Here is a 24,375-nt window from a genome sequence, read left to right as displayed (position 1 = left end):
ACTTGCAGGAGAAGCCCATGAGCGCCGATCGCGAGAGCGCGACCTTCGTTTTTCCGCCGCCGCCGGTCCCGGCGCTCGCCGTGTCGGGCACCGACGCGCTCTTCCCCGTCCACCGCATCTATTGCGTCGGGCGCAACTTCGCCGACCACGCGGTCGAGATGGGCCACGATCCCTCCCGCGAGGCGCCCTTCTTCTTCCAGAAGAACCCGGACGCGCTGCTGCCCTCGGGACAGGACTTTCCCTATCCCCCGGCATCGAGCGACGTGCACCACGAGATCGAGCTCGTCGTGGCGCTGTCGAGCGGCGGCACGGACATCCCGCTCGAGCGCGCGATGGCATGCGTCTTCGGCTACGCCGTCGGCCTCGACATGACGCGGCGCGACCTCCAGGGCGAGGCCAAGAAGGCGGGACGCCCGTGGGAAACGGGCAAGAGCTTCGAGGCGTCCGCGCCCTGCACGCCGATCGTGCCCGCCGCCTCCGTGCCCGAGACCGGCCGGGGCGCCATCTGGCTCAAGGTCAACGGCGAGACGCGCCAGGACGGCGATCTCGCGCAGATGATCTGGAAGGTGCCGGAGATGATCAGCTACCTCTCGGGCCTCTTCACCTTGCGAGCCGGCGACCTGATCTTCGCGGGAACGCCGGCGGGCGTTGGCGCGGTGAAGCGCGGCGACGAGCTTGTCGGCGGCGTCGAGGGCATCGGCGAGATCCGCACCCGGGTCGTTTGAACGGGAGGGCCCCAGTGCCCTTCGAGGCTCGACGTTGCCGGGTAGGGCGCGGCTCCGCGCCCTACCGCGAATAAGTGGCGCGGTGCGCGGGCCGTCGCGTCATGGCGCCTTCGAGAACGGGAAAATCAGCGCAACGAGAACGGGAAAATCAGCGCAAAAAGAAAGGGCTGCCACGGCCTGGAGGGGGATCTCACCGCGACAGCCCTTCTCTTCTCAAGCGATGCCGGTCCCAGAGGGGGATGGGGAACGGGGCACCGCGTACCGTTCGATCCGAAAGCGGGGGACGTGCTTGGACCGAAGGACGACGCTTAACGTCGCGTCGTTGATCAGAAGATGAGGCGGGGGAAGGGATAAATCAAGACGCGAATGCGCGACTGCACGTCACAAGGACGTGAGTCGTTCGAACATTGCGGTCACGTAACAAAGACACGAGCACCGCGCCGGATGCAAGCGGCCGGACGGTCCCGCTCACCGGTCGCGCCCTGAGTGTTGCGGCGACGCCACGCCGCCGCCGAGGCGCGGAGCCGTCATCCTCGCAGGCGCGAGGCATCGAGCGGCGGCGAGGGCTCTTCCACGGCTTGGCGCGAACCGCTATTCCGGGCCCATGAAACAGGGCGACCATCTCTTTCTCGTCGACGGCTCGGCCTACATCTTCCGGGCCTACCACGCGCTTCCCCCCCTCACCCGCAAGTCCGACGGACTGCCGGTCGGGGCGGTGTCGGGTTTCTGCAACATGCTGTGGAAGCTCGTGGAGGAATCGCGCGACACCTCCGTCGGCGTCGCGCCGACGCACTTCGCGGTGATCTTCGACCATTCCTCGACGACCTTCCGCAACGCGCTCTACGACGGCTACAAGGCGCACCGCCCGGCGCCGCCGGAGGATCTGCGCCCCCAGTTCGCGCTGATCCGCGACGCGGTGCGCGCCTTCGACCTGCCCTGCATCGAGAAGCAGGGCTTCGAGGCCGACGACCTCATCGCGACCTATGCCCGCCTCGCGGTGGAAGCGGGCGGCGACGTCACCATCGTGTCCTCCGACAAGGACCTGATGCAGCTCGTCGGGCCGAAGGTTACGCTCTACGACCAGATGAAGGACAAGCGCCTCGGCCCCGATGCCGTGTTCGAGAAGTTCGGCGTCTACCCCGAGAAGATGATCGACCTCCAGGCGCTCGTCGGCGACACCTCCGACAACGTCCCCGGCGTTCCCGGCATCGGCCCGAAGACGGCGGCGCAGCTCCTGGAGGAGTTCGGCACGCTCGAAGCGCTCCTGGAGCGCGCGGGCGAGATCAAGCAGCAGAAGCGGCGCGACAGCCTCGTGTCCTTCGCCGACCAGGCGCGGCTGTCGAAGCAGCTGGTGACGCTCGACGCCAACACGCCGCTCGACGTCGCGCTCGACGACCTCTTCATCCACGAGCCGGACGGGGAGAAGCTCGTCGCCTTCCTGAAGGCGATGGAGTTCACGACGCTGACGAAGCGCGTGGCGGCCAAGCTCGGCACGGACGTCGCCGAAGTCGGCACGGCCAAGCTGTCCGTCGACCGTCAGGCACGCGGACCCGACCTCGACCCGCAGGCGCCCGCGTCTCCGCCCGCACCGTCCGGCGACAGCGCTCTGCCCTTCACGCCGGAGGCGCTGGCCGCCGGTCGGCGCGAGGCGGCGGCTGCCGAGACGATCGACCGCTCGGCCTACGAGACGATCCGCGACGCCGCGACGCTGAAGCGCTGGATGGCGGAGGCCGTGGAGGCCGGCCTCATGGCCTTCGACACCGAGACCGCCTCGCTCTCGGCGATGAACGGCGCGCTCGTCGGCGTCTCCTTCGCGCTGGCGTCGGGCCGGGCCGCCTACGTGCCGCTCGGCCACGTCGCGCCGCCGGAAGCGGCCGACCTCCTCGCCGAGCCCGGCGCGGCCGAGAAGGCGGTCGGCGCGCAGATCCCGATGAACGAGGCCCTCGCCATCCTCAAATCCGTCCTCGAGGACCCCTCCGTCCTCAAGATCGCGCAGAACGCCAAGTACGACTACCTCGTGATGCTCCGCCAGGGGATCGCCGTCGCGCCGCTCGACGACACGATGCTGATCTCCTACGCCCTCGACGCCTCGTCCTCGCTCGAAGGGCACGGCATGGACGAACTCTCCGAGCGCTTCCTCGGCCACAAGCCGATCTCCTTCAAGGAGCTCTGCGGCTCGGGCAAATCCATGCGCTCCATCGCAACTGTCCCCATCGACAAGGTGACGGAATACGCCGCCGAGGACGCCGACGTGACGCTGCGGCTCTGGCGCGTCCTCAAGCCCCGCCTGCCCGCCGACGGCCTCGCCCACGTCTACGAGCGCCTGGAGCGCCCGCTGGTGCCGGTTCTCGCCCGCATGGAGGAGCGCGGCATCAAGGTTGACCGGCAGATCCTGTCGCGCCTGTCGGGCCGCTTCGCCCAGAAGCTCGGGGAGATCGAGGCGGACATCCAGGCCATCACCGGCGAGGGCTTCAATCCCGGCAGCCCCAAGCAGCTCGGCGACATGCTGTTCGGCAAGCTCGGCCTGCCCGGCGGCAAGAAGACCAAGACCGGGCAATGGTCGACCGACGTGAAGGTGCTGGAGGAACTGGCCGCGGACGGCCACGAGCTGCCGCGCCGCATCGTCGACTGGCGCCAGCTCACCAAGCTGAAGAACACCTATACCGACGCCCTCGTCACCCACATGGACGAGGCGGGGCGCATCCACACCTCCTTCTCCATGGCCTCGACGACGACGGGGCGCCTGTCCTCCACCGAGCCGAACCTCCAGAACATCCCCGTGAGGACGGAGGAAGGGCGCGCCATCCGCTCGGCCTTCATCGCGGACGAGGGGCGCGTGCTCCTCTCGGCCGACTACAGCCAGATCGAGCTGCGGCTGCTCGCCCACATGGCGAGGATCCCGCAGCTGGTGGAGGCCTTCCAGGCGGGCACCGACATCCACGCGATGACGGCCTCCGAGATGTTCGGCGTGCCCGTCCAGGGCATGCCGGCGGACGTGCGCCGGCGCGCCAAGGCCATCAACTTCGGCATCATCTACGGCATCTCGGCCTTCGGCCTCGCCGCCCAGCTCGCCATCCCGCGCGAAGAGGCCGGGCTCTACATCAAGCGCTACTTCGAGCGCTTCCCCGGCATCCGCGACTACATGGACGAGACCAAGGCCTTCGCGAAGGCCAACGGCTACGTCTCGACGCTGTTCGGGCGCCGGGCGCACTATCCCGACATCCGCCATTCCAACCCCCAGGTGCGCGCCTTCAACGAGCGCGCCGCGATCAACGCCCCGATCCAGGGCACCGCCGCCGACATCATCCGCCGTGCCATGATCCGCATGGAGCCCGCGCTCGCCAAGTCCAAGCTCTCGGCCCGCATGCTCCTCCAGGTCCACGACGAGCTGGTCTTCGAGGTCGAGGCGGACGAGGTGGATGAGACCAAGGCCCTCGTCGCCTCCGTCATGGAGGCGGCCGCCGGCCCAGACCTCGACCTCGCCGTGCCGCTGGTCGTCGAGGCAAAGGCCGCGGGGAACTGGGAAGAGGCGCATTGACGCGGAACCGCGTCCCCCTGCAACCACTTCGCCCACTCCGTGTTGCCTTGCCGCGCGACGGCTGATCGAAGAAGATCGCTCGCGCTGAACGGGTGGGAGAGGTGCGTCGCCTGCGCCTTTCAGCCGCAGGGCGGTGGCGCCTGTCGGCGCAATCCGATTAAGAGTGGCTGCGAAAGGTTGAAAGGAGACCGATGGATCTCGAGAACAACGGACCGTCGGAATCGCAGGCGGCCACCAGCCAGCTTGGTGGCACGATGCCGGAAGGCATCAGCGCCGCGGCCCTGGCCAAGGTGCCTCTTGCCCTTGTCCTGACCAACCCGCATATCGAAGACAATCCGATCGTCTACGTCAACGAAGCGTTCGGCCGGATTACCGGCTACGCGCCGGCCGCCGCGATCGGGCGCAACTGCCGCTTCCTCCAGGGTCCCGAGACGGATCCCGGCGCGCCGCGCCGCATCCGCGAGGCGCTCGAGACCCAGCGCGACATCTCTCTCGACATCGTCAACTACCGGGCGGACGGAACGAAGTTCCTCAACCGCCTGATGATCACTCCGCTCTACGACGGCGAGAACAAGCTGCAATGCTTCCTCGGCGTGCAGCGCGACATGGGCGAAGGCCCTCTCGACGCCCTGACCGCCCGCGACGGCGGACCCGGCTCGATCTCGATCGACACCCTGCTCGGCGAGATCCAGCATCGGGTGAAGAACCACCTCGCCATGATCATCGGCATGATCCGCATGCAGGCGCGGATGAAGACGAGCGAGGAAAGCTTCCACGCCCTCGCCCGCCGCATCGAGAGCCTGCAGCTCCTCTACCAGGAGATGACGGAAGCGGGCGTCGCCAGCACGCGCTCGCGCAACGTGCCGCTCGGCGCCTATGTCAGCCGCATCGCCGCCACCATCGGCCATCTCGACGGGCGCCGCTCGGTGCGCATCAACGTCGACTGCGACGCGGTGGACGTGAACGTCGACCGCGCCGCGCGCATCGGCCTCCTGTTCTCGGAGCTTCTCACCAACGCGCTCAAGCACGCCTTCGAAGGGCGCCACGAGGGCCTCGTCGAGGCCCGGCTGAAGATGCTGTCCTCCGGCGTCATCCGCCTCACCGTCACTGACGACGGCGTGGGTCTGAAGCCCGGCGTCGAGTGGCCCTATTCCGCCGGCGCCGCCGATCCGGAGCCGATCGACGCCGACACCGTGCGCGAGATCGAGAACCAGGCCCGGAGCGACGAGGCCGAGGGCACGCAGGCCCACGCCAACGTCGCGCGCCAGATGGCGGACGCCATCACCCGGGGGAGCCAGGGCCAGCTTCACCTGCGCCGTCCCGGCCAGCCGGCCGATCCGACGCCCAACGCCCTGACCGCGCCGGCCTCGGCCGAGCCGCGCTCGGAAACCAGCGGCGGAAAGGGCCTGGGCGGGCGGATCGTCGTGTCTCTGGTGCGGGGCCTGGGGGCCCGGCTCGACGTCAATTCCGACACGATCGGCACGACGGTCACCGTCGACATTCCGCGCGAAGGGGAGGCCGGCGAATGACGGGGGCCGCATCCGACCGTCTCATCGTCGCGCTCGACCTGTCCTCGCGGGCGGAAGCGGAAGCCGTCGTCACCGAGCTCGGCGATGCCGTGTCCTGGTACAAGATCGGCTATCAGCTGGGCTTTGCCGGCGGCCTGCCGCTGGTGTCCGAGCTGTCGCGCATGGGCAAGAAGGTCTTCCTGGACCTCAAGCTCCTCGATATCGCCAACACGGTGGAGAAGGGCGTCGAGAGCATCGTGTCTCTGGGCGCGGCGATGACCACGGTTCACGCCTATCCCCAGACCATGCGCGCCGCGGCCAAGGCTGCGGCCGGGACGGATCTCGTGGTTCTCGGCGTCACGGTGCTGACCTCGTTCGACGCGGCGGACGTGCGCGAGGCGGGCTACGCCGCCGCGCCGGCCGACCTCGTCCTCCAGCGCGCGCGCCAGGCCGCGGAAGCCGGCATCGGCGGCGTCGTGTCCTCGGCCGAGGAGGCCGAGAGCGTGCGCGCCGTGCTGCCGGCCGGCATGGCGCTCGTCACCCCCGGCATCCGCCCCGCCGGCACGCAGGCCGGCGACCAGAAGCGCGTGATGACGCCGGCGGACGCGCTGCGCGCCGGGGCGACCCACCTCGTCGTCGGACGGCCGATCGTCGCCGCCCCCGACCGTCGCGCCGCAGCCGGCGCCATCCTCGCCGAGATCGCGCCCCTAGCCTGACCGGGCGACCGGCCGGGCCGCCTCAAACGAGCCAGAGCCCTTCCGTGAAGGCGGGGGCGAGGTGGGACACGTTCTCCGGGCTTTCGGAGAAGCCGATCAAAACGTCCGAGCGGGTCGCCGCGCCCGAGGCGAGGAGGCCCGTCCAATAGTCGAGCCCGGCCTGCTCGCCGGGTCGATCCAGGACGTTCTGGTAGAGCGCGTTGACGAAGGCGGCGTTGGCGAGATCGGCGCCGAAGTTCGTCTTGAACTCGGGCGAGTTGAGGAAGCCGCCGGCGATGTCCTTCAGGCTCGCGCCGCGGTCCACCATCGCCACCCAGTAGCGCAGGCCCGCCGCGTCCGGCACCCGGTCGAGCGCCGCCTCGTACATCCGGTAGACCGCACCCGCCGTTTCGCCCGCGGCGACGTCGATGGCGACCGTCTGGTCGCGGAACTGCAGGCGCTCGACACCGGTCAGGTTCAGGCTGCCCGCCGTGCCCGTCACCGTCCAGGCCGTGCCGGCCTGGGCGATGCGGACGTCGGCGCGCGCGACGTCGAGCGTGACCACGTCGAGCCCGCGCCCGCCCTCGATCCGGTCGCGCCCGGCGGTGAAGGCGTAGAGGTCGTTGCCCGCGCCGAGGTCGACGTAGTCGTTTCCGCCGCCGTCGTAGATCCGGTCCGCCGTGCCCGTCAGGTACATGACGTCGTCCTTGTAGAGGAGCGAGCCCGCCGAAACCGGCACGTCGACCTCCAGCGCCGTCGCGACCTTGATGTAGCTGTGGTCGAACACTTCGATGCTGTTGATCGAGCGCAGACCGTCCTTGTCCATGGTGAAGCGCAGGTCGATCAGGAAGTTCTCGCCGCCGGAATGCACGGTGATCTGCTCGTAATAGCCGGGCTTGGCGCCGACCGGCAGCGAGGCGCGTTCGGTAAAGAAGGTCGGGCTGAAGCCCGGGCTCAGCCGCGACAGGTGCTCGACGAGGCCGCGGCCGTAATCGGTGAAGGTGACGATCATCGGACAAGCCTCCGGGACGGGAATGCGGCGGACGATTGTCCAGCGGGGCGCCGAAGTAAACCGGTCACCGTTTGTTAACGTAAACCCCGGCGCTCGCGCACCTGTCCGAGCCGCGCGCGGAGCATAGGTTACCCCCGTCGAAGCATGGCGAAGGGGGGCGAGATGCCGAAGGCTTACTGGATCGCGCGGGTCGATGTGCACGACCCGGAGGGCTACAAGGGCTACGTCGAGACGGCCGCGCCCGCCTTCCGCGAACACGGGGCGCGCTTCCTGGCGCGCGGCGGCGCGACGCACCGCCTGGAGGGCGAGATGCGCGCGCGCAACGTCGTGATCGAGTTCGACTCCATGGAGCAGGCGCGCGCCTGCTACGAGAGCGAGCAGTACCAGAAGGCCAAGGCCATCCGCGAGCGCTACGCCACGGCCGAGATGATGCTCGTCGAGGGCGTCGAGTAGGCGCCGGTGGCCGACGAGCCCGGCCGCCGCGCCTTCAAGGGCCTCGCACCGAAGGGCTATCGCATCCGGGTGATGGAGCCGGGCGAGGCGCCCGAGCTCCTGGCGATCGAGCGGGCCGCGACCGCGCTTCTGGTCGCGGCGGGGCGCGAGGAACTGGCAGGCGAGCCACCGCCGCCGCTCGGCGCCTTCGTGGAGCGCATCCTGGCGCACGACGTCTTCGTCGCCGAGAACAAGGCGAGCGGGACGCCCGCGGGCTTCGCGCTCGGGCGCGACCTCGGCGAGCTCTACTGGCTGGCCGAACTCTCCGTTGATCCCGCGCATGGGCGGCGGGGCCTCGGCACGGCGCTTCTCGCCGCCGTTCGCGCCCGGGCCGAGTGGTTCTTCCACCGCGCCCTCGGCCTGTCCACCTATGCCGAGGTGCCCTTCAACGCGCCCTTCTACGAGGCCCGCGGCTTCGTGAGGGTTTTGCGCAAGGATCTTCCGCCATTCTTGCTCGAACGCCTTCTTTCGGAAACGCCCGCGGGAGCCTTGCCCGAGGACCGGACCGTCATGGTGCGGTGGCTGTGACGGAACGTCATGAACAGCCGTGAATTGTGCAATGCAGCAAAGACTGCTAGACCAACCCGAGGGAACGAAGGCCGGAGGCGATGTTGTACCAGTTCTATGAGTGGAACCATGCCGCGCTCGCTCCATTGCGCGCGATCGCGGACGCGACCCGGCTCTTCTACCAGAACCCGCTCAATCCCTTGTCGCGCACCGAAGCTGGGCGCGCCGTGGCAGCCATGGCGGAGCTCTTCGAGCGCACGACCCGCGTCTACGGCAAGCCGGAATTCGGCCTTCACGAAACGGTGGTCGGCGGCCTGCGCGTTCCCGTCCAGGACAAGGCGGTCTGGGAGAAGCCCTTCTGCCGGCTCCTGCACTTCGAGCGTGCGCTTCCCGAAGGTCACAAGAAGGACCCGCGCTTCCTCGTCGTCGCGCCGATGTCGGGCCACTACGCCACGCTCCTGCGCGGCACGGTGGAAGCGCTGCTGCCCTATGCCGAGGTCTACATCACCGACTGGACCGACGCGCGCATGGTGCCGCTCGCCCAAGGGCGCTTCGACCTCGACGACTACGTCGACTACGTCATCGAGATGCTGCACGTCCTCGGTCCCGACACGCACGTGATCGGCGTCTGTCAGCCGGCCGTGCCGGTGCTGATGGCGGCCGGCGTCATGGCCATGGACGAGGACTCCGCCGCGCCCGCCACCATGACGCTGATGGGCGGCCCGATCGACACGCGCTCCAACCCGACCGCGGTGAACCAGCTCGCCAAGGAAAAGGGCATCGACTGGTTCCGCGAGAACGTCATCATGCCGGTGCCCTTCCCGCATCCGGGCTTCATGCGCCGCGTTTATCCCGGCTTCCTGCAGCTGTCGGGCTTCATGTCGATGAACCTCGACCGGCACCTCATCGCCCACAAGGACTTCTTCTGGCACCTCGTGAAGGACGACGGGGACTCGGCCGAGAAGCACCGCTCCTTCTACGACGAGTACAACGCCGTCATGGACATGACGGCCGAGTTCTACCTCCAGACGGTGGAGGAGGTGTTCATCAAGCACTCGCTGCCGAAGGGCACCATCACCCATCGCGGCCGGCGCATCGACCTCACCGCGATCCGGACCACCGCGCTCCTCACCATCGAGGGCGAGAACGACGATATTTCCGGCGTCGGCCAGACCGAGGCGGCGCAGGACCTGTGCACGAGCATCCCGGCCGCCAACCGCGTCCACTACGTCCAGCCCAAGGTCGGCCATTACGGCGTGTTCAACGGCTCGCGCTACCGCGCGGAGATCGCGCCGCGCATCCTCGACTTCGCGCTCACTCACGGCACCACCCACAGCGGCGCCGCGCAGCCGCGGCCGCTGGCCTCCGCTTCGGCCCCGATCCGCGAGGGCGCGGTGAAGGAGCGCAAGGCCAAGGCCGCGGCGCTGCGCCGGGGCGGAGCGGGCGAACTCGGTCTGGGCGAGCCGGCCGCCGCCTCCGTGCAAGCGCCGGCGACCGTCGACGTGGCGGAAGCCGCCCTGCCGGTCGAGCCCTTCGCCTCGCCGCGAGGCTCCGACGGCGCGACCGACGCGGCCCGGCCGGCATCCGGCGACAGCGCGCCGCCCGCGTCGACAGACGCTGCCGTCGAAGCCCCGATCCGGGCCGAGGCGGACGCCGAAGCGACCCCGGTCGCGGATGAGAAGGCCGCCTTCGAGCAGCCGGTGGCGCCCGAGGGGGCCGACGAGCCCGCGGCGGTGACGGAGGCTCCGGCCGACGAGGCCGCGGCGTCCGAGGCTGCGGCCGAGGTCGAGCCGGCACCCGTGCTCCTCGACGCCGCGCCGCAGGCGCCGGTTCTGCCCGAAATCGAGACGCTCGAAGCCAGCGCTTCCGCGATCGCCGAGACCGCCGCCCTGCGCGACGAGGCCCCGGCCGCGCAGGTCGAGCTGCCCGCGATCCAGGCCGCCAAGAACCGCGCCCCGAAGATCGAAGCCGCTTCTCCCAAGCCGAACCGCCGCCGTCCCTCGTTCCGCAAGCGCTGACGCGCCGAGGTCGAGGCCACACGATACGACGGGCGACGGGTTCGCTCTCACGAGGCCCGTGCTCCGTTCGATCGGTGTGCGGGCCTTCCGGTGTTAGGCGGCCGTTGATCAAGACGAGCCAGCGCGGGCGGGCCGCGGGCGCGGAACGCGAAAGCCGGTCGGGGATTTGCCGAGCGGGGAGGCGGCCCGCGCGTCGCGCTCCTCGCCGCCGCTTCCGTTCCCGTCGTCCTTCCGCGAGACCCGATTGCCTTCAGCCCCGCTTTCGCCCCGCCGCGTCAAACTCCTCACCTACAACGTCCGCCGGTGCCTGGGCACGGACGGGACCTTGTCGCCGGCCCGGATCGCGGCGGTGATCGCGCAGACCGGCGCCGAGATCATCGCGTTGCAGGAACTCGACGTCGGGCGGCCGCGATCGGGGGGCGTCGACCAAGCCGAGGCCATCGCCGCCGAGCTCGGCATGCGCGTCCACTTCAACGCGGCGCTGACGGTTCTCGAGGAGCGCTACGGCGACGCGCTCCTGACGCCTCTGCCCTCGCGCCTCGTCAAGGCCGGCCCGCTGCCGGGCCTCGCGGCCAAGCCGCACCTGGAGCCGCGCGGCGCGCTCTGGGCGGCGGTGGATCTCGGCGAGGCAAGCGAGCTGCAGGTGATCGTCACCCATCTCGGGCTGCGCTCGGCGGAGCGGCAGGCGCAGGCCGCGGCCCTTCTCGGCCCCGACTGGCTCGGCCATCCCGACTGCCGCGACCCGGCCGTGCTCCTCGGCGACTTCAACGCCGTGCCGGGCGGGCAGACCTTCCGGCGCTTGGCCGGCGCGCTCGCCGACTTGCGGCGCGCGCCGGGGATTGCGAGCTCGCCGGCGACCTTTCCGAGCCGCTTCCCGTTGCTGCGCCTCGATCACGTCTTCGCGCGCGGTCCTGTCCGGCCGCTCTCACTCGCCGCCGTGCGCACGCCGCTCGCCCGGATCGCCTCCGATCACCTGCCGCTCCTCGTCGAGGTCGAGGTGGACCGGGCGGTTGCGCGCGTGGCGCACCCTGCCGCGGCGTGACGGGCATGGCCGAGGCGGCTTCCGACGCGCGGCTCGAAAAGCCGGCCGGGCGACCCCATCCGCCCCGATGGCTCGGCCCCCTTGTCGCCGTCGCCGTGCTGACGCTCGCCGCCGCCCTTCTTTTGCGCACCCTCGGCAACTACAGCGCGGCCCGGCTCGCCGCCTCGATCGAGGCGGCTTCGCTGGCGCGCCTTGGCGCCGCCGCGTTGTTCGCGGCGCTGAGCTATCTCTGTCTCGGCCTCTTCGACTGGCTGGCGCTGCGCTATGCCGGGCGGCCGCAACCCTGGCGGCGGGCGGCGCTCGCCTCCTTCTGCGCCCTGTCGATCGGCCACAATCTCGGCTTCGCGGCGCTGTCGAGCGGCGCCGTGCGCTACCGCTTCTATTCGCGCTTCGGTCTGTCGGCCGGCGAAGTGGCGCGGGTGATCGTGTTCTGCGGAGCAACCGTCGGGCTCGGCCTTCTCGGCCTCGCCGCCCTCGTGTTTCTCGGCCGCCCCGGCCTCGTCTCCAGCCTCACGGGCCTGCCCGAGCCGGCGGTCCTGGGGCTGGGAGCGGGCTGCGCGGCGCTCGTCTGCGCCTATCTCGCGCTCGCCGCCCTGGCGCGGCGGCCGCTGCGGCTGCGGGCCTGGTCGCTGCGCATGCCGGGCTTCCGGCTCGCGCTCGCCCAGCTCTCAGTCGGAACACTCAACTTCGCCCTCGTCGCCGCCTGCCTCCATCAGGCGCTGAGCGCCGTCGCGACCGTCTCCTATCCGCAGGCAACCGCGGCCTATCTCCTGGCCAATGCCGGCATTCTCGTCAGCCACGTGCCCGGCGGCATCGGCGTCCTGGAGGCGGTGGTGACCTTTCTCCTGCCGAACGCCGACATCATCGCCGGGCTTCTCCTGTTCCGCCTCGTCTACTACCTCGTGCCGCTGGCGCTCGGCGGCGCCACCTTCGCGCTGACAGAGATCCTGGCGCGCCGCGCGCGCCGTCTCAGCGCTTCCGCCGGACCAGCCGGCGCAGCCCGCCGGCGAGCCTGAAGGGCCGCTTGGGATCGAGAAGCGAGGAGCCGGGCACCCGGTGGGTCGGGCCGGGACCGCTGCCGACCGCGTAGGGCTTGAGGCCCCGGGCGCCGGTATTGAGGGCATCGATGGCCGCGACGGTCGAGCCCATCTCCGCCACCGTCCGCTTCACCAGCATCGGATCGACGCCGAGATGCTCGGCGAGGAGCCGCTCGCGCAAGGCGCCGATCGCCCGCGCCGTCGCTTCCGTGCCCGCCTCGACGGCGAGGTCGCACTCCGTGTCGAGGCCCATGGAGCGGTTGTTGAGGTTGGAGGATCCGATCCGCAGGAGCCGGTCGTCGGCGATCAGGAGCTTGGCGTGAAGGAACACCTCGCAGTCGCTCTCCGCCGGCCCCGGCACCACCGGCTGGAAGACGCGCAGGCGATCGAAGCGGTCGGCGCGCTTCAGCCGGCGGATCAGCCGGTCGCGATTGCCACCCATCGACACCGTTTCGAGGAAGCCGTTGAGCCGGCGCGACACGAGGATCACGACCTCCGGCCCGCTCTCGCGGGCGAGGTGGCGCGCGAGGATCGTGCCGACCTCGAAGCTCGCGAGGTACTGCGCCTCGACATAGACGAGGGTGCGCGCCGCCGACAGGATGTCCAGGGTCAGCCGGCCGGACTCGCGTACCTCCGGCGCGCCGTTCCAGGCCGGCTCGGTGCGGGCGATGGCGACGGGGATGTCGGAAAAGTCCGGCGCGAGGTCCACGGGCCAGAGACGGCCTTCGGCCTCGACGCGCGGGGCGGGTGGCGACAGCGTCTCGCCGGTCGCGCGCTCCCAGCGTCGGCGCGCGAGATCGCCGAGGCCCATGGCCACCGGTCCCTCGACGGCCATCATCATGTCGTGGACCGCGCGGTAGGGTCGTCCGTCCGGGGTGCGGCGGCGCGGATCGTCCACCCGGTGCTCAGGCGTGTCCCAGCGGTCGACCGTGAGGTCGATGCCGCCGCAGAAGGCGAGCTCGTCGTCGATCACGACGACCTTCTGGTGGTGCGAGCCGTAGGCGGGGTGGTTCGTGTCGAGCCGCAGCGTGATGCGGGGATGGTTCTGCCAGTTGGCGCCGACGACGAGCGAGACGGCGTCGCTCGGCGCGTGGACCACGGCGACGCTCCAGACGAGGATGCGCACCTCGAGCTCCGGCCGCTCCTCGACGAGGCGGCGCAGAAGCGGTCCCAGCCGCTCGCCCGCCGGCTCGTCATCCGCCCCGCGCGAGAAGGCGATGCGGCCGTCGAAGTCCCAGCCGAGAACCATGATCGAGCGGCGGGCGCCGCGCAGCGCCGGCTCCAGCCGGGCGAAATAAGGAGCGGCGTCGACGAGAACGGCGGCCCGGGTCGCGTCTTCGATCCGCCAGCAGTTGCGGCCCGGCTGAAGCACGGCTTCGCCGGCGGGCGCGAGGCTCGGCGGGGCGGCGGAAGCGGAGGAGGAGAGCCTTGGTTCGATCGGCAGGTCCATCGGGCCTTCGCGGCAGGGGGTCAGACACGGAGCGGGCGCCATCGAATATCGGGCGCCGCGCGCGCTTGCCCAGCGGCGGACCGGTCGCGGCTGGACGAATGGCGCCGGGATCAGGCGGGGGTGGCGACCCCGTCGGCGGCGAGCTTGCGCTTGGCCTTGCGCGTCATCCAGACGGTGAGGATCACGGTCGCGGCGAAGCCGACGCCGAGCAGAAGCCAGTTGGCAAGGCTCGCCTCGCCGGTCGCCGCGGTGCGGCCGATGACCCCGATCCAGACGTTCATGATCGTGCCCGGCACGATGCCGAGCGCGCTGCCCAGGAGAAACGGCCAGAACCGCACGGCGGTGACGCCGAAGGCGTAGTTTTCGAAGGCGAAGGGCGTGATCGGCGTCAGCCGGGCGAGAAGGATCGTCATGAACCCGTCCTCTCCCGCCACTTCGTCCACGGCCTTGAGGACGGGACGACGCTGCAGCATCCGCTGGACGAAGTCGCGGGCGAGAAAGCGGGCGATGAAGAAGGATATGGAGGCGGCGAGGAGGCCCCCGAAGAAGCAGATGGCGAGCGCGCCCCAGCCGTAGGCCACGGCCGCGGCGAGCGTCATCGGAAAGCCCGGCACGAGAAGAACGGTGCCGAGGACGTAGGCCGCCGACAGCATGAGGATGCCGGGCCAGCCGAGGCCGTCCGCGAACGCGGCGAAGCGCGCGAGCCAGTCGTCGACCGGCAGGACGAACCAGGCGGCGAGAAGCAGCGCGAAGCCGCCGAGCGAGGCCGCCGCGACCCAGATGAAGTGGCGGCGTTCCGCGGCGGGATCGAGCGGAGAAGCGGAAGGGGCGGCCGGCGCGGCGTCGGAAGTCATCGGCCCCGCAATGCGCAAGCCCGCCCGAGCGTTCCCTCCGGCGCGACCCATCCGTCGATCTCCAGGGATCAGGCGCGAACGCGGCGGGTCCGCAGGTCCGCCTTGATGCTGTCGGCGGGCATCGGGCGGCCGACGTGGTAGCCCTGGATCTGATCGATCCGGTAGGCCCGCATCAGCGCCATCTGCTCGGCCGTTTCCACCCCTTCCACCAGCATGCGGTGGCCGCGGTTGCGGATGAGGGCGATGATGTCCTGGAGCATGGCGGCGCCGCGCGGGTCGGCGCTGTCGTGCAGGAAGGAGCGGTCGATCTTCACCGTGTCGAAGCTGATGAGGCGCAGCCAGGAGAGGCCGGCGAAGCCCGTGCCGAAATCGTCGAGCCAGATGCGGATGCCGAGCTGCTTCAGCTCCGAAATGCAGCGCAGGACGTCGGAGTGCATCTCCAGCTCGAGGCCTTCGGTGATCTCCAGGGCCAGCCGGTTGCCGGTGACGCCCGCCTCTCCCAGGATCGCCGCGACGCTCGCCGGGAAGCCCGGCGCGCGCAGCTGCACGGCCGAAACGTTGACGCTGACGACGAGGCCGGGATGGGAGGCTAGGATCTCGCGGCAGGCGGTCCGGATCGCCCAGCGCCCGAGCTCCAGGATCGCGCCGGTCCGCTCGGCGATCGGGATGAAGAGGCTCGGGGGCACGTTGGTGCCGTCCAGCATCCGCAGGCGCATCAGCGCCTCCACCGCCTCGACCTCGCCGGTGGCGACGTTCTGGATCGGCTGGTAGACGAGCGAGACGAGGTTCTGGGCGACGGCGATGCGCAGGAGCGCCGCGATGTTCTCGCTCTCGTCGCTGCTCTGGGGATCGTTGGGATCGAACAAGCGCACGCAGTTGCGCCCGTTCGCCTTGGCGCCGTAGAGCGCCCGGTCGGCCTCGTTGATCAGCTTCTCCAGCTTCGGCCCGATCTGGGGACGCGTCACGGCCGCGCCGACGCTGACCGTCACCACGCTCGTGCCGTCGCGCCGATGGCCGTGCGGCAGGCCGAGCGCCTCGACCGTGCCGCGGATGGTTTCGGCGAGGCAGGCGACCTCGTCGGCGCGCTTCAGGCGGGCGATGACGATGAACTCCTCGCCGCCGTAGCGCCCGATCGAGGCGTCGAAGGGCTTGAGCGCCGCCGCCAGGGCATGTCCCACCACCACGAGGCAGCGGTCGCCCGCCTGATGGCCGTGGAAATCGTTGTATTTCTTGAAGAAGTCGATGTCGATCAGGACCGTCGCGAAGCCGCGGCCGGTGTCCTGCCAGTCGGCCCAAAGGCGGCGGAGCTTCTCGTCGATGGCGCGCCGGTTGTCGAGACCGGTCAGGGGGTCGGTGTTGGACAGGCGCAGGAGGTCGCGGCTTCGGGCGTCGACCTCCTCCTGGCGCAGCTCCGCCTGGAGCGCGTTGAGGAAGACGTTGTAGCGCTCGGCGTTCAGCTTCCAGTTCACGAGGCCGGTGAAGCCGAAGCAGCAGAGATAGAAGGTGCCGAAGGCCAGCCGATAGGCCGGCGTCACCGGGGCGACGAAGATGGTGGCGGCGAAGAAGGCGGACAGGATCGCCACCGAGGCCAGGATCGAGCTCAGCGGGCGGAAATTGAAGAACAGGCTGGCGACCATCATGAAGATGGTGCCGAAGACCATGTAGTAGGACGCGCTGAGCGCGTGACTGCTGAAGACGGCGATGGCGAGCCAGGCGATGTAGCAGGCGACCACGATCCCTGCGCCGACGGCGTCGAGGACGTCCGCTCGGGCGTCGAGCCGCGTCAGGCCTTCGATCAGGAGGATCGCCAGCCCGCCGAAGAGGAGGCGCGCCAGCGTCGTCCAGGCGCCGACATCCGGGATCAGGACGAAGTCGAGCGGGGAAAAGGCCACGTAGATCGCGACCGCCGCCCACATCGTGTAGCGGGTGTCGACCCGCCGCGAGTCCTCGCGCCGCGCTTCGTAGAGTTCGCGGAGCGGGGCGGCGGCCTGCGCGTGCCAGCGCTTGGCCAACTCGGCTTCGACGAGCCGGGATAAGCTGGCGGTCATGGGTGAACCTGTCTCATCGCCTCTTGGTATCCTGTCGGCCGATCGTGTCCCGCTCGCGTCGGCCTCCATGCTCCGGATCCTCGGCCGGATGCTGCACATTAAGGCGCACTTCGGAATCGAGACTTAATCGCGGTGGAGCAATCCGATCCGTCCGCCACCGATCGATCCTGCAGGTTGGAGCGAACTGTCTGGAACTCTTACGTTAACCTTTAAATCAAATTGTCTACGAGTCCCGAGACTCACGGATGGTTGCGGAGGTAAAGATAGCTCGCCACTTCATCGAGCGGGACACAGCATGAGACAAGTAACGACGGCTATCGATGGTGAAAGTCTCATAACCCCAGAGCTCATCGGTTCGCAGCATGACTACGCGTCATCTGCCGCAGAGGATGGCCAGCTATCGATTGCTCGGACGCAACTCGCCCTGGCGCTCAGCCTTGTGGATCAACGCTTTCGCGCCGGCGAGGCCCCGGAGCGTGTGACTGCGCGCCTGTTCCACGAGATGCACAAGCTGCGCGCCCGCCTCGCGCCCGCCCTCTGGCAGGCTCTGGTGCCGCTGGCGCAGCGCCACCCCGTCGCGGCCATCGTCCACGAGGACCCGTTCACCGCCTGGTCCTTCGACAAGCCGCGGGGCTATTCGGGCGACGCTCGTCTCCTCGACTTCATCTACGGCCACGAAAGCGTCGCCTCGCTCGTTTCGGAAGCCAGCGATCGGGGCCGGGCGATCCACGCCTACACCGCGGCCGCCCCGGCAGCATCGGCGGTGCGCGAGCGCCGCGACCTGCTGGCGGCTCGCGTCGACGCCCTGGCCGCCGAGCGAGGCGCGGAAACCGAGATCCTGACGATCGCGAGCGGGCACCTGCGCGAGGGCGCCCTGTCGGATGCGCTCGCGGGCGGGCGCATCCGGCGCTGGGTGGCGCTCGACCAGGACCCGTTGAGCGTCGGCACGGTCGCGCGCGACTTCGCGGGCACCGCCGTCGAGGCGATGAACGGCTCGGTGAAGGGCCTCCTCTCGCAGCGCTACGGGCTCGGCCGCTTCGACTTCGCCTATGCCGCGGGCCTCTACGACTACCTGCCCCACGCGGCGGCCGTGCGGCTGACCGAAACCTGCCTGCGCATGCTGAAGCCCGGCGGGACCTTCCTGTTCGCCAACTTCAACCACGACATCGTCGACGACGGCTACATGGAGACCTTCATGAACTGGCCGCTGCTGCTGCGCTCCGAGCGCGAGATCTGGCAGATCGCCGAGGAAGCGGCGGCGCAGGTTTCCGACCGCGTCGAGACGGACGTCTTCCGCGGGGCCAACGGCAACATCCTCTACGCGGCGATGCGCCTAGCCTGACGACGCGCCCGCCTGCGGCAGATCGGCCACAGGCGGCATCCAAGCGGCGCGGTCCCAAGCTTCGCGCGAGGTTCGGGGCCGCTTCGCCAGATTTCCGCCACGACAAGCTTCGTTAACCATGCGGTCACGCGGGGCGCGATCTTCAGCATTCGCCAATCATTCGAGGCGAATTGTCGGATCGAATCCTTCCCGTCATCAGGGTCGTTCGGGTTGATCATGCGTCCGTCCTTCGTTCTTTCTCTCGGCTCCGTTCTTCTTGCCGGCGCGGTCCTGTCGGGATGCGCGGGCTACGGGTCCTACCGGCCGATGGGCTACAATGCCGTCGATCCGCGCGAGCAGGCCTGCATGGCGCGGGCCATGTTCTTCGAGTCGCGCCGCGACAGCGTCGAGGGCATGCTCGGCGTCGGGACCGTCGTCATGAACCGCGTCGCGAGCCCCAACTATCCCGATACGGTCTGCGAGGTCGTCGGGCAGAAGAACCAGTTCGCGCCCGGCGTCCTGACCCGCCCGATGGATGGCGGCGGGCGCGATCTCGCCTTCCGCGCCGCTTATTCCGTGCTGAAGGGCCAGCGCCTGCGCGAGGTCGGCCGCTCCATGTTCTTCCACACCGCCGGCTATTCCTTCGGCTACGACAACATGCACTACCTGGCCATCGCCGGGGGCAACGCCTTCTACGAGAAGGTCAGCCGGCAGGAGCGCGGCGACAAGCGCCTGCGCACCCAGGCCGAGGCGCTGCGGCTGCAGTAGGCGGGCGCCGGCCCCGTGGCGCCCGAGCCCCAGCCCGGCGCTCCGCCGCCGCGACGGGGAAGCGCCGCAGGCGCCCTTCTGTTTCTCGTCGGCCTCCTGGTTCTCCTGGCGATCCTCGTCGTTCTGTTCGGCATTTCGCCCTTCGCTCTCGCCTGTTCGGGCCTGCCCTTTCTCTGCTGACCGGCAGCTCGCCGTTTCCATCGGCAAGCGATGCGCTTATGGAGGCTCGGGAGCGGTCAGGATCGAAGGAGAGCAGGCGGTGACGGCATTCGTGGACAAGGCGCGCGTCGCCGAACTATCGGCGCGCATGTTCCTGGAGATCGGCGCGGTCGGCGCGCGGCCGGAGGAGCCCTTCCGCTTCACGTCCGGCTGGGCGAGCCCGGTCTATACCGACTGCCGCAAGCTCATCTCCTATCCCCGCATCCGCTCGACGCTGATGGACTTCGCCTGCGGGCGCATCCTGTCCGAGATCGGCTTCGAGAACATCGACGCGGTGGCGGGCGGCGAGACCGCCGGCATTCCCTTCGCGGCCTGGATCGCCGACCGGCTCGGCCTTCCCATGCTCTACGTCCGCAAGAAGCCGAAGGGCTTCGGCCGCAACGCCCGCATCGAGGGCGATCTCAAGGAGGGCGCGCGCGTCCTTCTCGTCGAGGACCTCGCCACCGACGGCGGCTCGAAGGTCGGCTTCGCCGAAGCGCTGCGCGAGGCGGGCGCCACCGTCGACCACACCTTCGTGATCTTCTTCTACGGCGTCTTTCCGGGCGTCGCGGAGGAGCTCGCCAAGGCCGGCCTCAGCCTCCACTCGCTCGTCACCTGGCACGACGTTCTCGCCGTCGCCAAGGCGCAGAAGAGCTTTCCGCCCGAAACCCTCGCGATCGTCGAGAGCTTCCTGTCCGATCCCGTGACCTGGTCCTCGGTCCATGGCGGGCGCGGCGGGGCGGGCTGAGCCGGCGGGCTTCGGCCCGATTGCGAATGGCCTGGAGCCTTTCTAAGGTCGCGCATCGATCCGCGCCTTCGGGAGGGGTGCCGCGCCCATGAACCGTTTCCTGATCGTCGACGATCACCCGCTGTTTCGCGAGGCGCTGCGCGGCGCGATCGAGGCCGTCGATCCCGAACCGGACATCCGCGAGGCGGCGGGCATCGAGGAGGCTGCGGCGGTCCTGCGCGAGGAGGGCGCCGAAGGCTTCGACCTCGCCCTTCTCGACCTGTCCATGCCCGGCATTTCCGGCTTCGAAGGCGTCACGACGCTGCGAAGCCGCTTTCCCAGCCTGCCGATCCTCGTCGTCTCGGCCCAGAGCGATCCGCGCGTGGCGCGCCAAGCGCTGTCCTACGGCGTGTCCGGCTTCGTGCCGAAATCCGCCAACCGGGCAGGTCTTGCCCGCGCCATCGCCGACGTCCTCGCCGGCGCGGTGCACCTCGCCGACGGACTCGAAGCCGACATCGCGGCCCTATCGCCGTCGGCCGCCGCCGATCCCGGCGCCGCGGGGAGCGGCCTCGAAGCGCGGCTCGCCAGCCTGACGCCCCAGCAGCTGCGGGTTCTCGGCATGATCCGCCAGGGCCTCCTCAACAAGCAGATCGCCTTCGAGCTCGGCGTCGGGGAAACGACGGTGAAGGCGCACGTGTCCGAGATCCTGAGGAAGCTCGGCGTCATCAGCCGGACCCAGGCCGTGGTCGAGACCGCCCGCCTCGACAAGGAGATCATGGCGCTGGCCGAGGCGGGGGCAGGGGTAGGCCCGACGGCCGCCTGATCACCTGAGGAGGTGGGCGGCCAGAGCCCGCAGCGCCGCCGGCCTGACGGGAATGCCGAGCCGCTCGCAGGCCTCGGGGCGCGGCGCGCCGGGCTCGTGCCCCTCGCGCCGCGGCACCAGGAGGATCGCCGGCACCGGACGGCCGAGAGCGGCGCGCAGGCGCTCCAGCGCGCGAAGCGCACCCGCCTCGCTGATCGGCCCGCCCGCCTCGCCGCCGCCGAGAACGACGAGGTCGGTGCTCGTTTCCGCCGAGGCCGCCCGCCCGTCGGCCGGCTCGCGCGCGACGCGGCAGCCCCAGCGCGCGAAGAGCACCCCGGCCGCGGCGATGGCCTCTCCGTCGCCGAGAAGAAGGACGCGCGCGCCGGCAAGCGGCTCCCGGCCGGCGGGCGGCGCGTCGAAGCCGGCGGGCAGAGGAGCCGTGCGGGGCACGAGAATGCGGAAGGCGCTGCCCCGCCCTTCCACGGAGCGCAGGTCGAGCGGATGCTCCAGCGCGTCGGCGAGGCGCCGGACGATCGACAGGCCGAGGCCGAGCCCCGCCGCCGCGGTGCCGGCGTCCAGACCGACGGCGCGTCCGCGATGGAACTCCTCGAAGATCAGCTCGTGCTGGTCGACCGGCACGCCGATGCCGGTGTCGCGCACCTCGAGGACGGCGTGGGCGCCGCGCCGGCGCACCGACAGGAGAACGCCGCCCCTTCGCGTGTAGCGGATGGCGTTGGAGGCGAGGTTGGCGAGGATGCGCCGCAGGAGGGCGGGATCGCTCGTCCCGAGGATCGTCGGTGCGCCCGCGACGCGCAAAACGAGGCCCTTACGGGCCGCGAGCGGCGCGAAGGCGCGCGCGACGGCCTCGAGAAGCGCGCGCAGCGGCACGGCGGCGAATTCCGGCCGCACCGCGCCCGCGTCGATGCGCGCCATGTCGAGGACGCTGGCGATCAGCTCCTCCATCGTGTCGAGCGCCGCCGCGATCGTGTCGAGCCCGCGCCGGCGCGCGGCCGCATCGGCGTTCGGCGCCTCGATGGTGGACAAGGACAGGCGGGCGGCGCTGAGCGGCTGGAGGATGTCGTGGCCGGCGGCGGCGAGGAAGCGCGTCTTGGAGCGGTTGGCGCGATCGGCCGCCTCGCGTGCGGCAAGGTTCTCGCGGCTCGTCTGCTCGACGCGGCACAACGCCTGGGACAGTTCCGCGGTGCGGCTGCGCACCTGGGCCTCGAGGTGGAGCGCGGTCTGGAACAAGGAAAAGGCGCCGGACTGCGTGTCCGTCATCCGCTCGACGCGGCGGATCAGCGCGGCGTTGACGGCTTCGAGCCGGCGCACCTCCTCCGCCGAGCGCTCGCGCGGCGAGCCGTCGCCGACGCGTCCGAGCGTTCCCAGAAGGACGCCCCGCGCCTGCGTCTCGTCCGCCCGCCCGGTCATTCCGCGGCGACCGCCAGCGGCCGGACAGCCGCCGACGCCGGGGCGGGCCGCCCGAAGGCGACGCCCGTGAAGGTCTGGTTGAGGTGCATGGCGCGGAACTGCTCGCCATAGGTCGTGAAGCCGAAGACGTCGAAGCGCTCGAAGACCTCGGCGATGCGCCGGCCGAACTGGCGCTGCTCGGCCTCCACGCGCCGCAGCACGCAATCGAAGCCGAGCACGAAGTCGATCCCGCCGAGATCGTCGCCGCACCGCGACAGCACCGCGCTCATCGACTCCGCCATGTCCAGCGGCTCGGCGAGCGTCAGGACGAGCCCCGTGTCGACGGCGCAGAAGAAGGACAGTCCTTCCGGCTCCAGGCGGCGGATCGAGCGGCAGAAATGCTCGCTCCCGACCTTCACCACCACGGGATAGGCGGCGAAGGACAGGCGGTCGAGGCCATCCGGGTCGAGGCCGAGGACCGTGGCGTATTCCTGCGCCGCCGGTGCACCGTTCAGCTCGCCGACGAGGCGGGCCTGAGCGTCGCATTCGGTCACGACGAGGTGGGTTTCGGTCGGGCGGAAATGATCGGACTTGAAGATGCGGAAGGGCAGGTTCGTGCGCAGGAGGCAGAGCGCCGCGGCGCCGGCGTGGACCTGCCCGTTGAAAAGGATGCGGGTCTGTCCGAAGGCCTCGCCGTCGCCGGCCGAGCCGCCGACGAGCGGCATGCCGCCGAGCCGGGCGTCGAAGGCGGACAGCACCGCCTCCTCGTCGTTGGACAGCCCGTCGAGGAAGCAGAGCGCGAGCGGTGACCAGGGAGGGGACGGGGGCGCATCGTCGGGATGCTCGGCCGGAGCGGGCGGGGGCATCGCGGCGAGCCGGGCCTGCAGCTCCTCGGCGAGCGCCGCGCCCTTTTCGAGCCCGCCCTGCGCCGCGTTCTCGGCGACGCCTGCCACGGCCTGGAAGCGGTCGGCCGGAAAGAACAGAAGCACCGCTCCGCCGTCGAGATAGCCGAAGGGGCCGATTTCGCCCGCGGTCGAGCAGCCGAGCTGGACGGGCACCTCGGGCAAGGCCCGGGCGAGCGCCGCCGCGAGGCGGGCGGCATCGAGCGCGGCATCGAAGAAGGCGAGAACGAGCGCGTAGGCGCCGCCGTCGACGAGGCGCGCGGCGGCCTTCGCCAGATCGTCCGGATCGCGGCCGCGATAGGTCAGCGTCGCGACGCCGCCCTCGTGCAGCCGCATCGCGGCGCGGTCGACTGGAACCACCTCACGCTCCTCCCGACGCGCCGGCCTCCCCGCCGATGCGACGGGAACGAGCTTAGGCCGGCAAGCCCCGGAGGGAAAGGGCGCGGCGCCCTTATGATCATCTGACCGAAGGATGCGCCTGGGAGCATCAGCATCGTAGAAGAGTGTCGGATGCTCGCTCAAGTCGAGAGCGAAAGTCCCACAGGTCAGGCCCGCAAGCATCGCCCGGCGCCATTCACCCGCGGGTGAGAGAGGGCCAAGTCGAGCCCGACTGTGCTGTCGATCGAAATTTCTCTGGTCTGGCAGGAGCTTGCGCGCAAGGCCAGTTGCCCCGAAATGACCTTGTTTTGGCCACGGGTGCTCCACGCCGACGCCACGGACAACGATCAGGAAGCCGGTCACCGCATGCCCCGCAACGGACCAACGGACGACCGAATGACGATCCTGCCCAAAGCCGCGCTCTCCGCAGCCCTTTTCTCCTGTGCCCTCCTCGCCGGTTTCGGCAGCGGACACGGGTCGGCTGCAGCTGAAACGCGCGCCGGGCTCTCCGGTTCCGCTTCCTATTACGGAAAGCAGTTCCACGGCCGGAAGACCGCCAATGGCGAGCGCTTCAACATGAACGCGATGACCGCCGCCCACCGCTCGCTGCCCTTCGGCACCAAGGTTCGCGTCACCAACCGCAACAACGGTCGCTCGGTGATCGTGCGCATCAACGACCGCGGCCCCTATGCCCACGGCCGGGTCATCGACCTCAGCCAGGCCGCCGCGAAGTCGATCGGCATGATCAGCTCGGGCGTTGCCCGCGTCGAGATCTCGCGCCTATGACACGCCGACCCGCGCCGTCCCGCCCGAACGGAGCCGGTCGGCACCCAGCGAAGCGGCAAGTTTTCGCTCCGGCGGGCGAGCGGGCCGCGAACCTTACGCCAGCCTGACGACGGAACGCCGCATGCCAGGGCCGCGAGCCCAGGTCGCGCGATTTTGGCTC

General features: G+C 70.3%; 19 protein-coding genes and 2 pseudogenes. 15 read left to right on the top strand and 6 right to left on the bottom strand.

The features are described from left to right. Positions 1 to 17: 17 nt before the first annotated feature. The 4 genes from FZN60_RS03385 (at position 18) to pyrF (ending at position 6,487) form a co-directional block, all read left to right on the top strand. Positions 18 to 725: a fumarylacetoacetate hydrolase family protein gene (locus FZN60_RS03385; protein ID WP_158871086.1), complete on the top strand. Its 708-nt coding sequence runs from the start codon at positions 18 to 20 to the stop codon at positions 723 to 725. A gap of 604 nt (positions 726 to 1,329) precedes the next feature. Further along, positions 1,330 to 4,263, top strand: coding sequence for a DNA polymerase I (gene polA / locus FZN60_RS03380; RefSeq protein WP_158871084.1), 2,934 nt, complete (start codon positions 1,330 to 1,332; stop codon positions 4,261 to 4,263). Between the two features lie 191 nt (positions 4,264 to 4,454). After that, on the top strand, positions 4,455 to 5,792 hold the full coding sequence (locus tag FZN60_RS03375; RefSeq protein ID WP_158871082.1) for a PAS domain-containing protein: 1,338 nt from the start codon (positions 4,455 to 4,457) through the stop codon (positions 5,790 to 5,792). After that, complete coding sequence (gene pyrF, locus FZN60_RS03370; protein ID WP_158871080.1) at positions 5,789 to 6,487, top strand: orotidine-5'-phosphate decarboxylase; 699 nt, start codon at positions 5,789 to 5,791, stop codon at positions 6,485 to 6,487. Before FZN60_RS03375 ends, pyrF begins: the two co-directional genes overlap by 4 nt. A 22-nt stretch (positions 6,488 to 6,509) precedes the next feature. Here pyrF and FZN60_RS03365 read toward each other — a convergent pair whose 3' ends face one another. Continuing rightward, positions 6,510 to 7,478: a DUF4214 domain-containing protein gene (locus tag FZN60_RS03365; RefSeq protein ID WP_158871078.1), complete on the bottom strand. Its 969-nt coding sequence runs from the start codon at positions 7,476 to 7,478 to the stop codon at positions 6,510 to 6,512. 162 nt (positions 7,479 to 7,640) lie between these two features. On the opposite strand from FZN60_RS03365, the gene FZN60_RS03360 reads away from it, so the two are divergent. The 5 genes and pseudogenes from FZN60_RS03360 (at position 7,641) to FZN60_RS03340 (ending at position 12,553) form a co-directional block, all read left to right on the top strand. Continuing rightward, the gene (locus tag FZN60_RS03360; RefSeq protein ID WP_158871076.1) at positions 7,641 to 7,931 is read left to right on the top strand and encodes a DUF1330 domain-containing protein; all 291 of its coding nucleotides are present in this window, start codon (positions 7,641 to 7,643) and stop codon (positions 7,929 to 7,931) included. A 6-nt stretch (positions 7,932 to 7,937) separates the two neighbouring features. Further along, positions 7,938 to 8,498 carry a GNAT family N-acetyltransferase gene (locus FZN60_RS03355; RefSeq protein WP_158871074.1) on the top strand — a complete coding sequence of 187 codons (561 nt, stop codon included), beginning with the start codon at positions 7,938 to 7,940 and terminating at the stop codon, positions 8,496 to 8,498. Positions 8,499 to 8,578: 80 nt separating this feature from the next. Further along, positions 8,579 to 9,847, top strand: a pseudogene (locus FZN60_RS28815) (polyhydroxyalkanoate depolymerase); the annotation flags it as partial. Positions 9,848 to 10,739: 892 nt separating this feature from the next. Beyond that, positions 10,740 to 11,537, top strand: coding sequence for an endonuclease/exonuclease/phosphatase family protein (locus FZN60_RS03345; protein ID WP_158871072.1), 798 nt, complete (start codon positions 10,740 to 10,742; stop codon positions 11,535 to 11,537). A gap of 5 nt (positions 11,538 to 11,542) precedes the next feature. Further along, positions 11,543 to 12,553, top strand: coding sequence for a lysylphosphatidylglycerol synthase domain-containing protein (locus tag FZN60_RS03340; protein ID WP_158871070.1), 1,011 nt, complete (start codon positions 11,543 to 11,545; stop codon positions 12,551 to 12,553). On the opposite strand, the gene FZN60_RS03335 is transcribed toward FZN60_RS03340, so the two are convergent. From FZN60_RS03335 to FZN60_RS03325, 3 genes are all read right to left on the bottom strand, one after another. Beyond that, entirely contained in the window at positions 12,507 to 14,024 is a 1,518-nt protein-coding gene (locus FZN60_RS03335) for a phospholipase D-like domain-containing protein (RefSeq protein WP_158871068.1), read from the bottom strand. The genes FZN60_RS03340 and FZN60_RS03335 overlap by 47 nt on opposite strands. Positions 14,025 to 14,134: 110 nt before the next feature. After that, entirely contained in the window at positions 14,135 to 14,878 is a 744-nt protein-coding gene (locus tag FZN60_RS03330; RefSeq protein WP_158871066.1) for a TVP38/TMEM64 family protein, read from the bottom strand. Between the two features lie 68 nt (positions 14,879 to 14,946). After that, the gene (locus FZN60_RS03325) at positions 14,947 to 16,926 is read right to left on the bottom strand and encodes a putative bifunctional diguanylate cyclase/phosphodiesterase (RefSeq protein WP_199266472.1); all 1,980 of its coding nucleotides are present in this window, start codon (positions 16,924 to 16,926) and stop codon (positions 14,947 to 14,949) included. Between the two features lie 295 nt (positions 16,927 to 17,221). On the opposite strand from FZN60_RS03325, the gene FZN60_RS03320 reads away from it, so the two are divergent. The 5 genes and pseudogenes from FZN60_RS03320 to FZN60_RS03300 all read left to right on the top strand — a co-directional run bounded on the left by FZN60_RS03320 (position 17,222) and on the right by FZN60_RS03300 (position 20,763). Further along, on the top strand, positions 17,222 to 18,268 hold the full coding sequence (locus tag FZN60_RS03320; RefSeq protein WP_158871062.1) for a class I SAM-dependent methyltransferase: 1,047 nt from the start codon (positions 17,222 to 17,224) through the stop codon (positions 18,266 to 18,268). A gap of 306 nt (positions 18,269 to 18,574) precedes the next feature. Then, positions 18,575 to 18,958, top strand: a pseudogene (locus FZN60_RS03315) (cell wall hydrolase); the annotation flags it as partial. A 72-nt stretch (positions 18,959 to 19,030) separates the two neighbouring features. Then, positions 19,031 to 19,195: a hypothetical protein gene (locus FZN60_RS03310; RefSeq protein ID WP_158871058.1), complete on the top strand. Its 165-nt coding sequence runs from the start codon at positions 19,031 to 19,033 to the stop codon at positions 19,193 to 19,195. A gap of 79 nt (positions 19,196 to 19,274) precedes the next feature. Beyond that, on the top strand, positions 19,275 to 19,961 hold the full coding sequence (locus FZN60_RS03305; protein ID WP_158871056.1) for an orotate phosphoribosyltransferase: 687 nt from the start codon (positions 19,275 to 19,277) through the stop codon (positions 19,959 to 19,961). Between the two features lie 88 nt (positions 19,962 to 20,049). Then, positions 20,050 to 20,763: a response regulator gene (locus FZN60_RS03300; protein WP_158871054.1), complete on the top strand. Its 714-nt coding sequence runs from the start codon at positions 20,050 to 20,052 to the stop codon at positions 20,761 to 20,763. On the opposite strand, the gene FZN60_RS03295 is transcribed toward FZN60_RS03300, so the two are convergent. Both FZN60_RS03295 and FZN60_RS03290 read right to left on the bottom strand, forming a co-directional pair. Beyond that, a complete protein-coding gene (locus FZN60_RS03295; protein WP_158871052.1) occupies positions 20,764 to 22,170 on the bottom strand; it encodes a sensor histidine kinase in 1,407 nt (468 codons plus the stop codon). Next, complete coding sequence (locus tag FZN60_RS03290; RefSeq protein ID WP_158871050.1) at positions 22,167 to 23,411, bottom strand: FIST N-terminal domain-containing protein; 1,245 nt, start codon at positions 23,409 to 23,411, stop codon at positions 22,167 to 22,169. Before FZN60_RS03290 ends, FZN60_RS03295 begins: the two co-directional genes overlap by 4 nt. Positions 23,412 to 23,825: 414 nt before the next feature. On the opposite strand from FZN60_RS03290, the gene FZN60_RS03285 reads away from it, so the two are divergent. Further along, positions 23,826 to 24,215 (top strand): septal ring lytic transglycosylase RlpA family protein, encoded by a 390-nt coding sequence (locus FZN60_RS03285; RefSeq protein ID WP_158871281.1) that lies wholly within the window; start codon positions 23,826 to 23,828, stop codon positions 24,213 to 24,215. The last annotated feature ends 160 nt before the right edge of the window (positions 24,216 to 24,375 follow it).

It is taken from the genome of Antarcticirhabdus aurantiaca (assembly GCF_009765365.1).
In the GTDB taxonomy this organism is placed as follows: domain Bacteria; phylum Pseudomonadota; class Alphaproteobacteria; order Rhizobiales; family Rhizobiaceae; genus Antarcticirhabdus; species Antarcticirhabdus aurantiaca.
This window is presented reverse-complemented; position numbering and strand designations above follow the sequence as displayed.

Excerpts from the sequence above, each read along its gene's own strand:
- FZN60_RS03295 (WP_158871052.1), bottom strand. The coding sequence starts at position 22,170 with ATGACCGGGCGGGCGGACGAGACGCAGGCGCGGGGCGTCCTTCTGGGA.
- FZN60_RS03325 (WP_199266472.1), bottom strand. The coding sequence starts at position 16,926 with ATGACCGCCAGCTTATCCCGGCTCGTCGAAGCCGAGTTGGCCAAGCGC.
- FZN60_RS03375 (WP_158871082.1), top strand. The coding sequence starts at position 4,455 with ATGGATCTCGAGAACAACGGACCGTCGGAATCGCAGGCGGCCACCAGC.
- FZN60_RS03335 (WP_158871068.1), bottom strand. The coding sequence starts at position 14,024 with ATGGACCTGCCGATCGAACCAAGGCTCTCCTCCTCCGCTTCCGCCGCC.
- polA (WP_158871084.1), top strand. The coding sequence starts at position 1,330 with ATGAAACAGGGCGACCATCTCTTTCTCGTCGACGGCTCGGCCTACATC.
- FZN60_RS03285 (WP_158871281.1), top strand. The coding sequence starts at position 23,826 with ATGACGATCCTGCCCAAAGCCGCGCTCTCCGCAGCCCTTTTCTCCTGT.
- FZN60_RS03300 (WP_158871054.1), top strand. The coding sequence starts at position 20,050 with ATGAACCGTTTCCTGATCGTCGACGATCACCCGCTGTTTCGCGAGGCG.
- FZN60_RS03320 (WP_158871062.1), top strand. The coding sequence starts at position 17,222 with ATGAGACAAGTAACGACGGCTATCGATGGTGAAAGTCTCATAACCCCA.
- FZN60_RS03330 (WP_158871066.1), bottom strand. The coding sequence starts at position 14,878 with ATGACTTCCGACGCCGCGCCGGCCGCCCCTTCCGCTTCTCCGCTCGAT.
- FZN60_RS03340 (WP_158871070.1), top strand. The coding sequence starts at position 11,543 with ATGGCCGAGGCGGCTTCCGACGCGCGGCTCGAAAAGCCGGCCGGGCGA.
- FZN60_RS03365 (WP_158871078.1), bottom strand. The coding sequence starts at position 7,478 with ATGATCGTCACCTTCACCGATTACGGCCGCGGCCTCGTCGAGCACCTG.
- pyrF (WP_158871080.1), top strand. The coding sequence starts at position 5,789 with ATGACGGGGGCCGCATCCGACCGTCTCATCGTCGCGCTCGACCTGTCC.
- FZN60_RS03360 (WP_158871076.1), top strand. The coding sequence starts at position 7,641 with ATGCCGAAGGCTTACTGGATCGCGCGGGTCGATGTGCACGACCCGGAG.
- FZN60_RS03385 (WP_158871086.1), top strand. The coding sequence starts at position 18 with ATGAGCGCCGATCGCGAGAGCGCGACCTTCGTTTTTCCGCCGCCGCCG.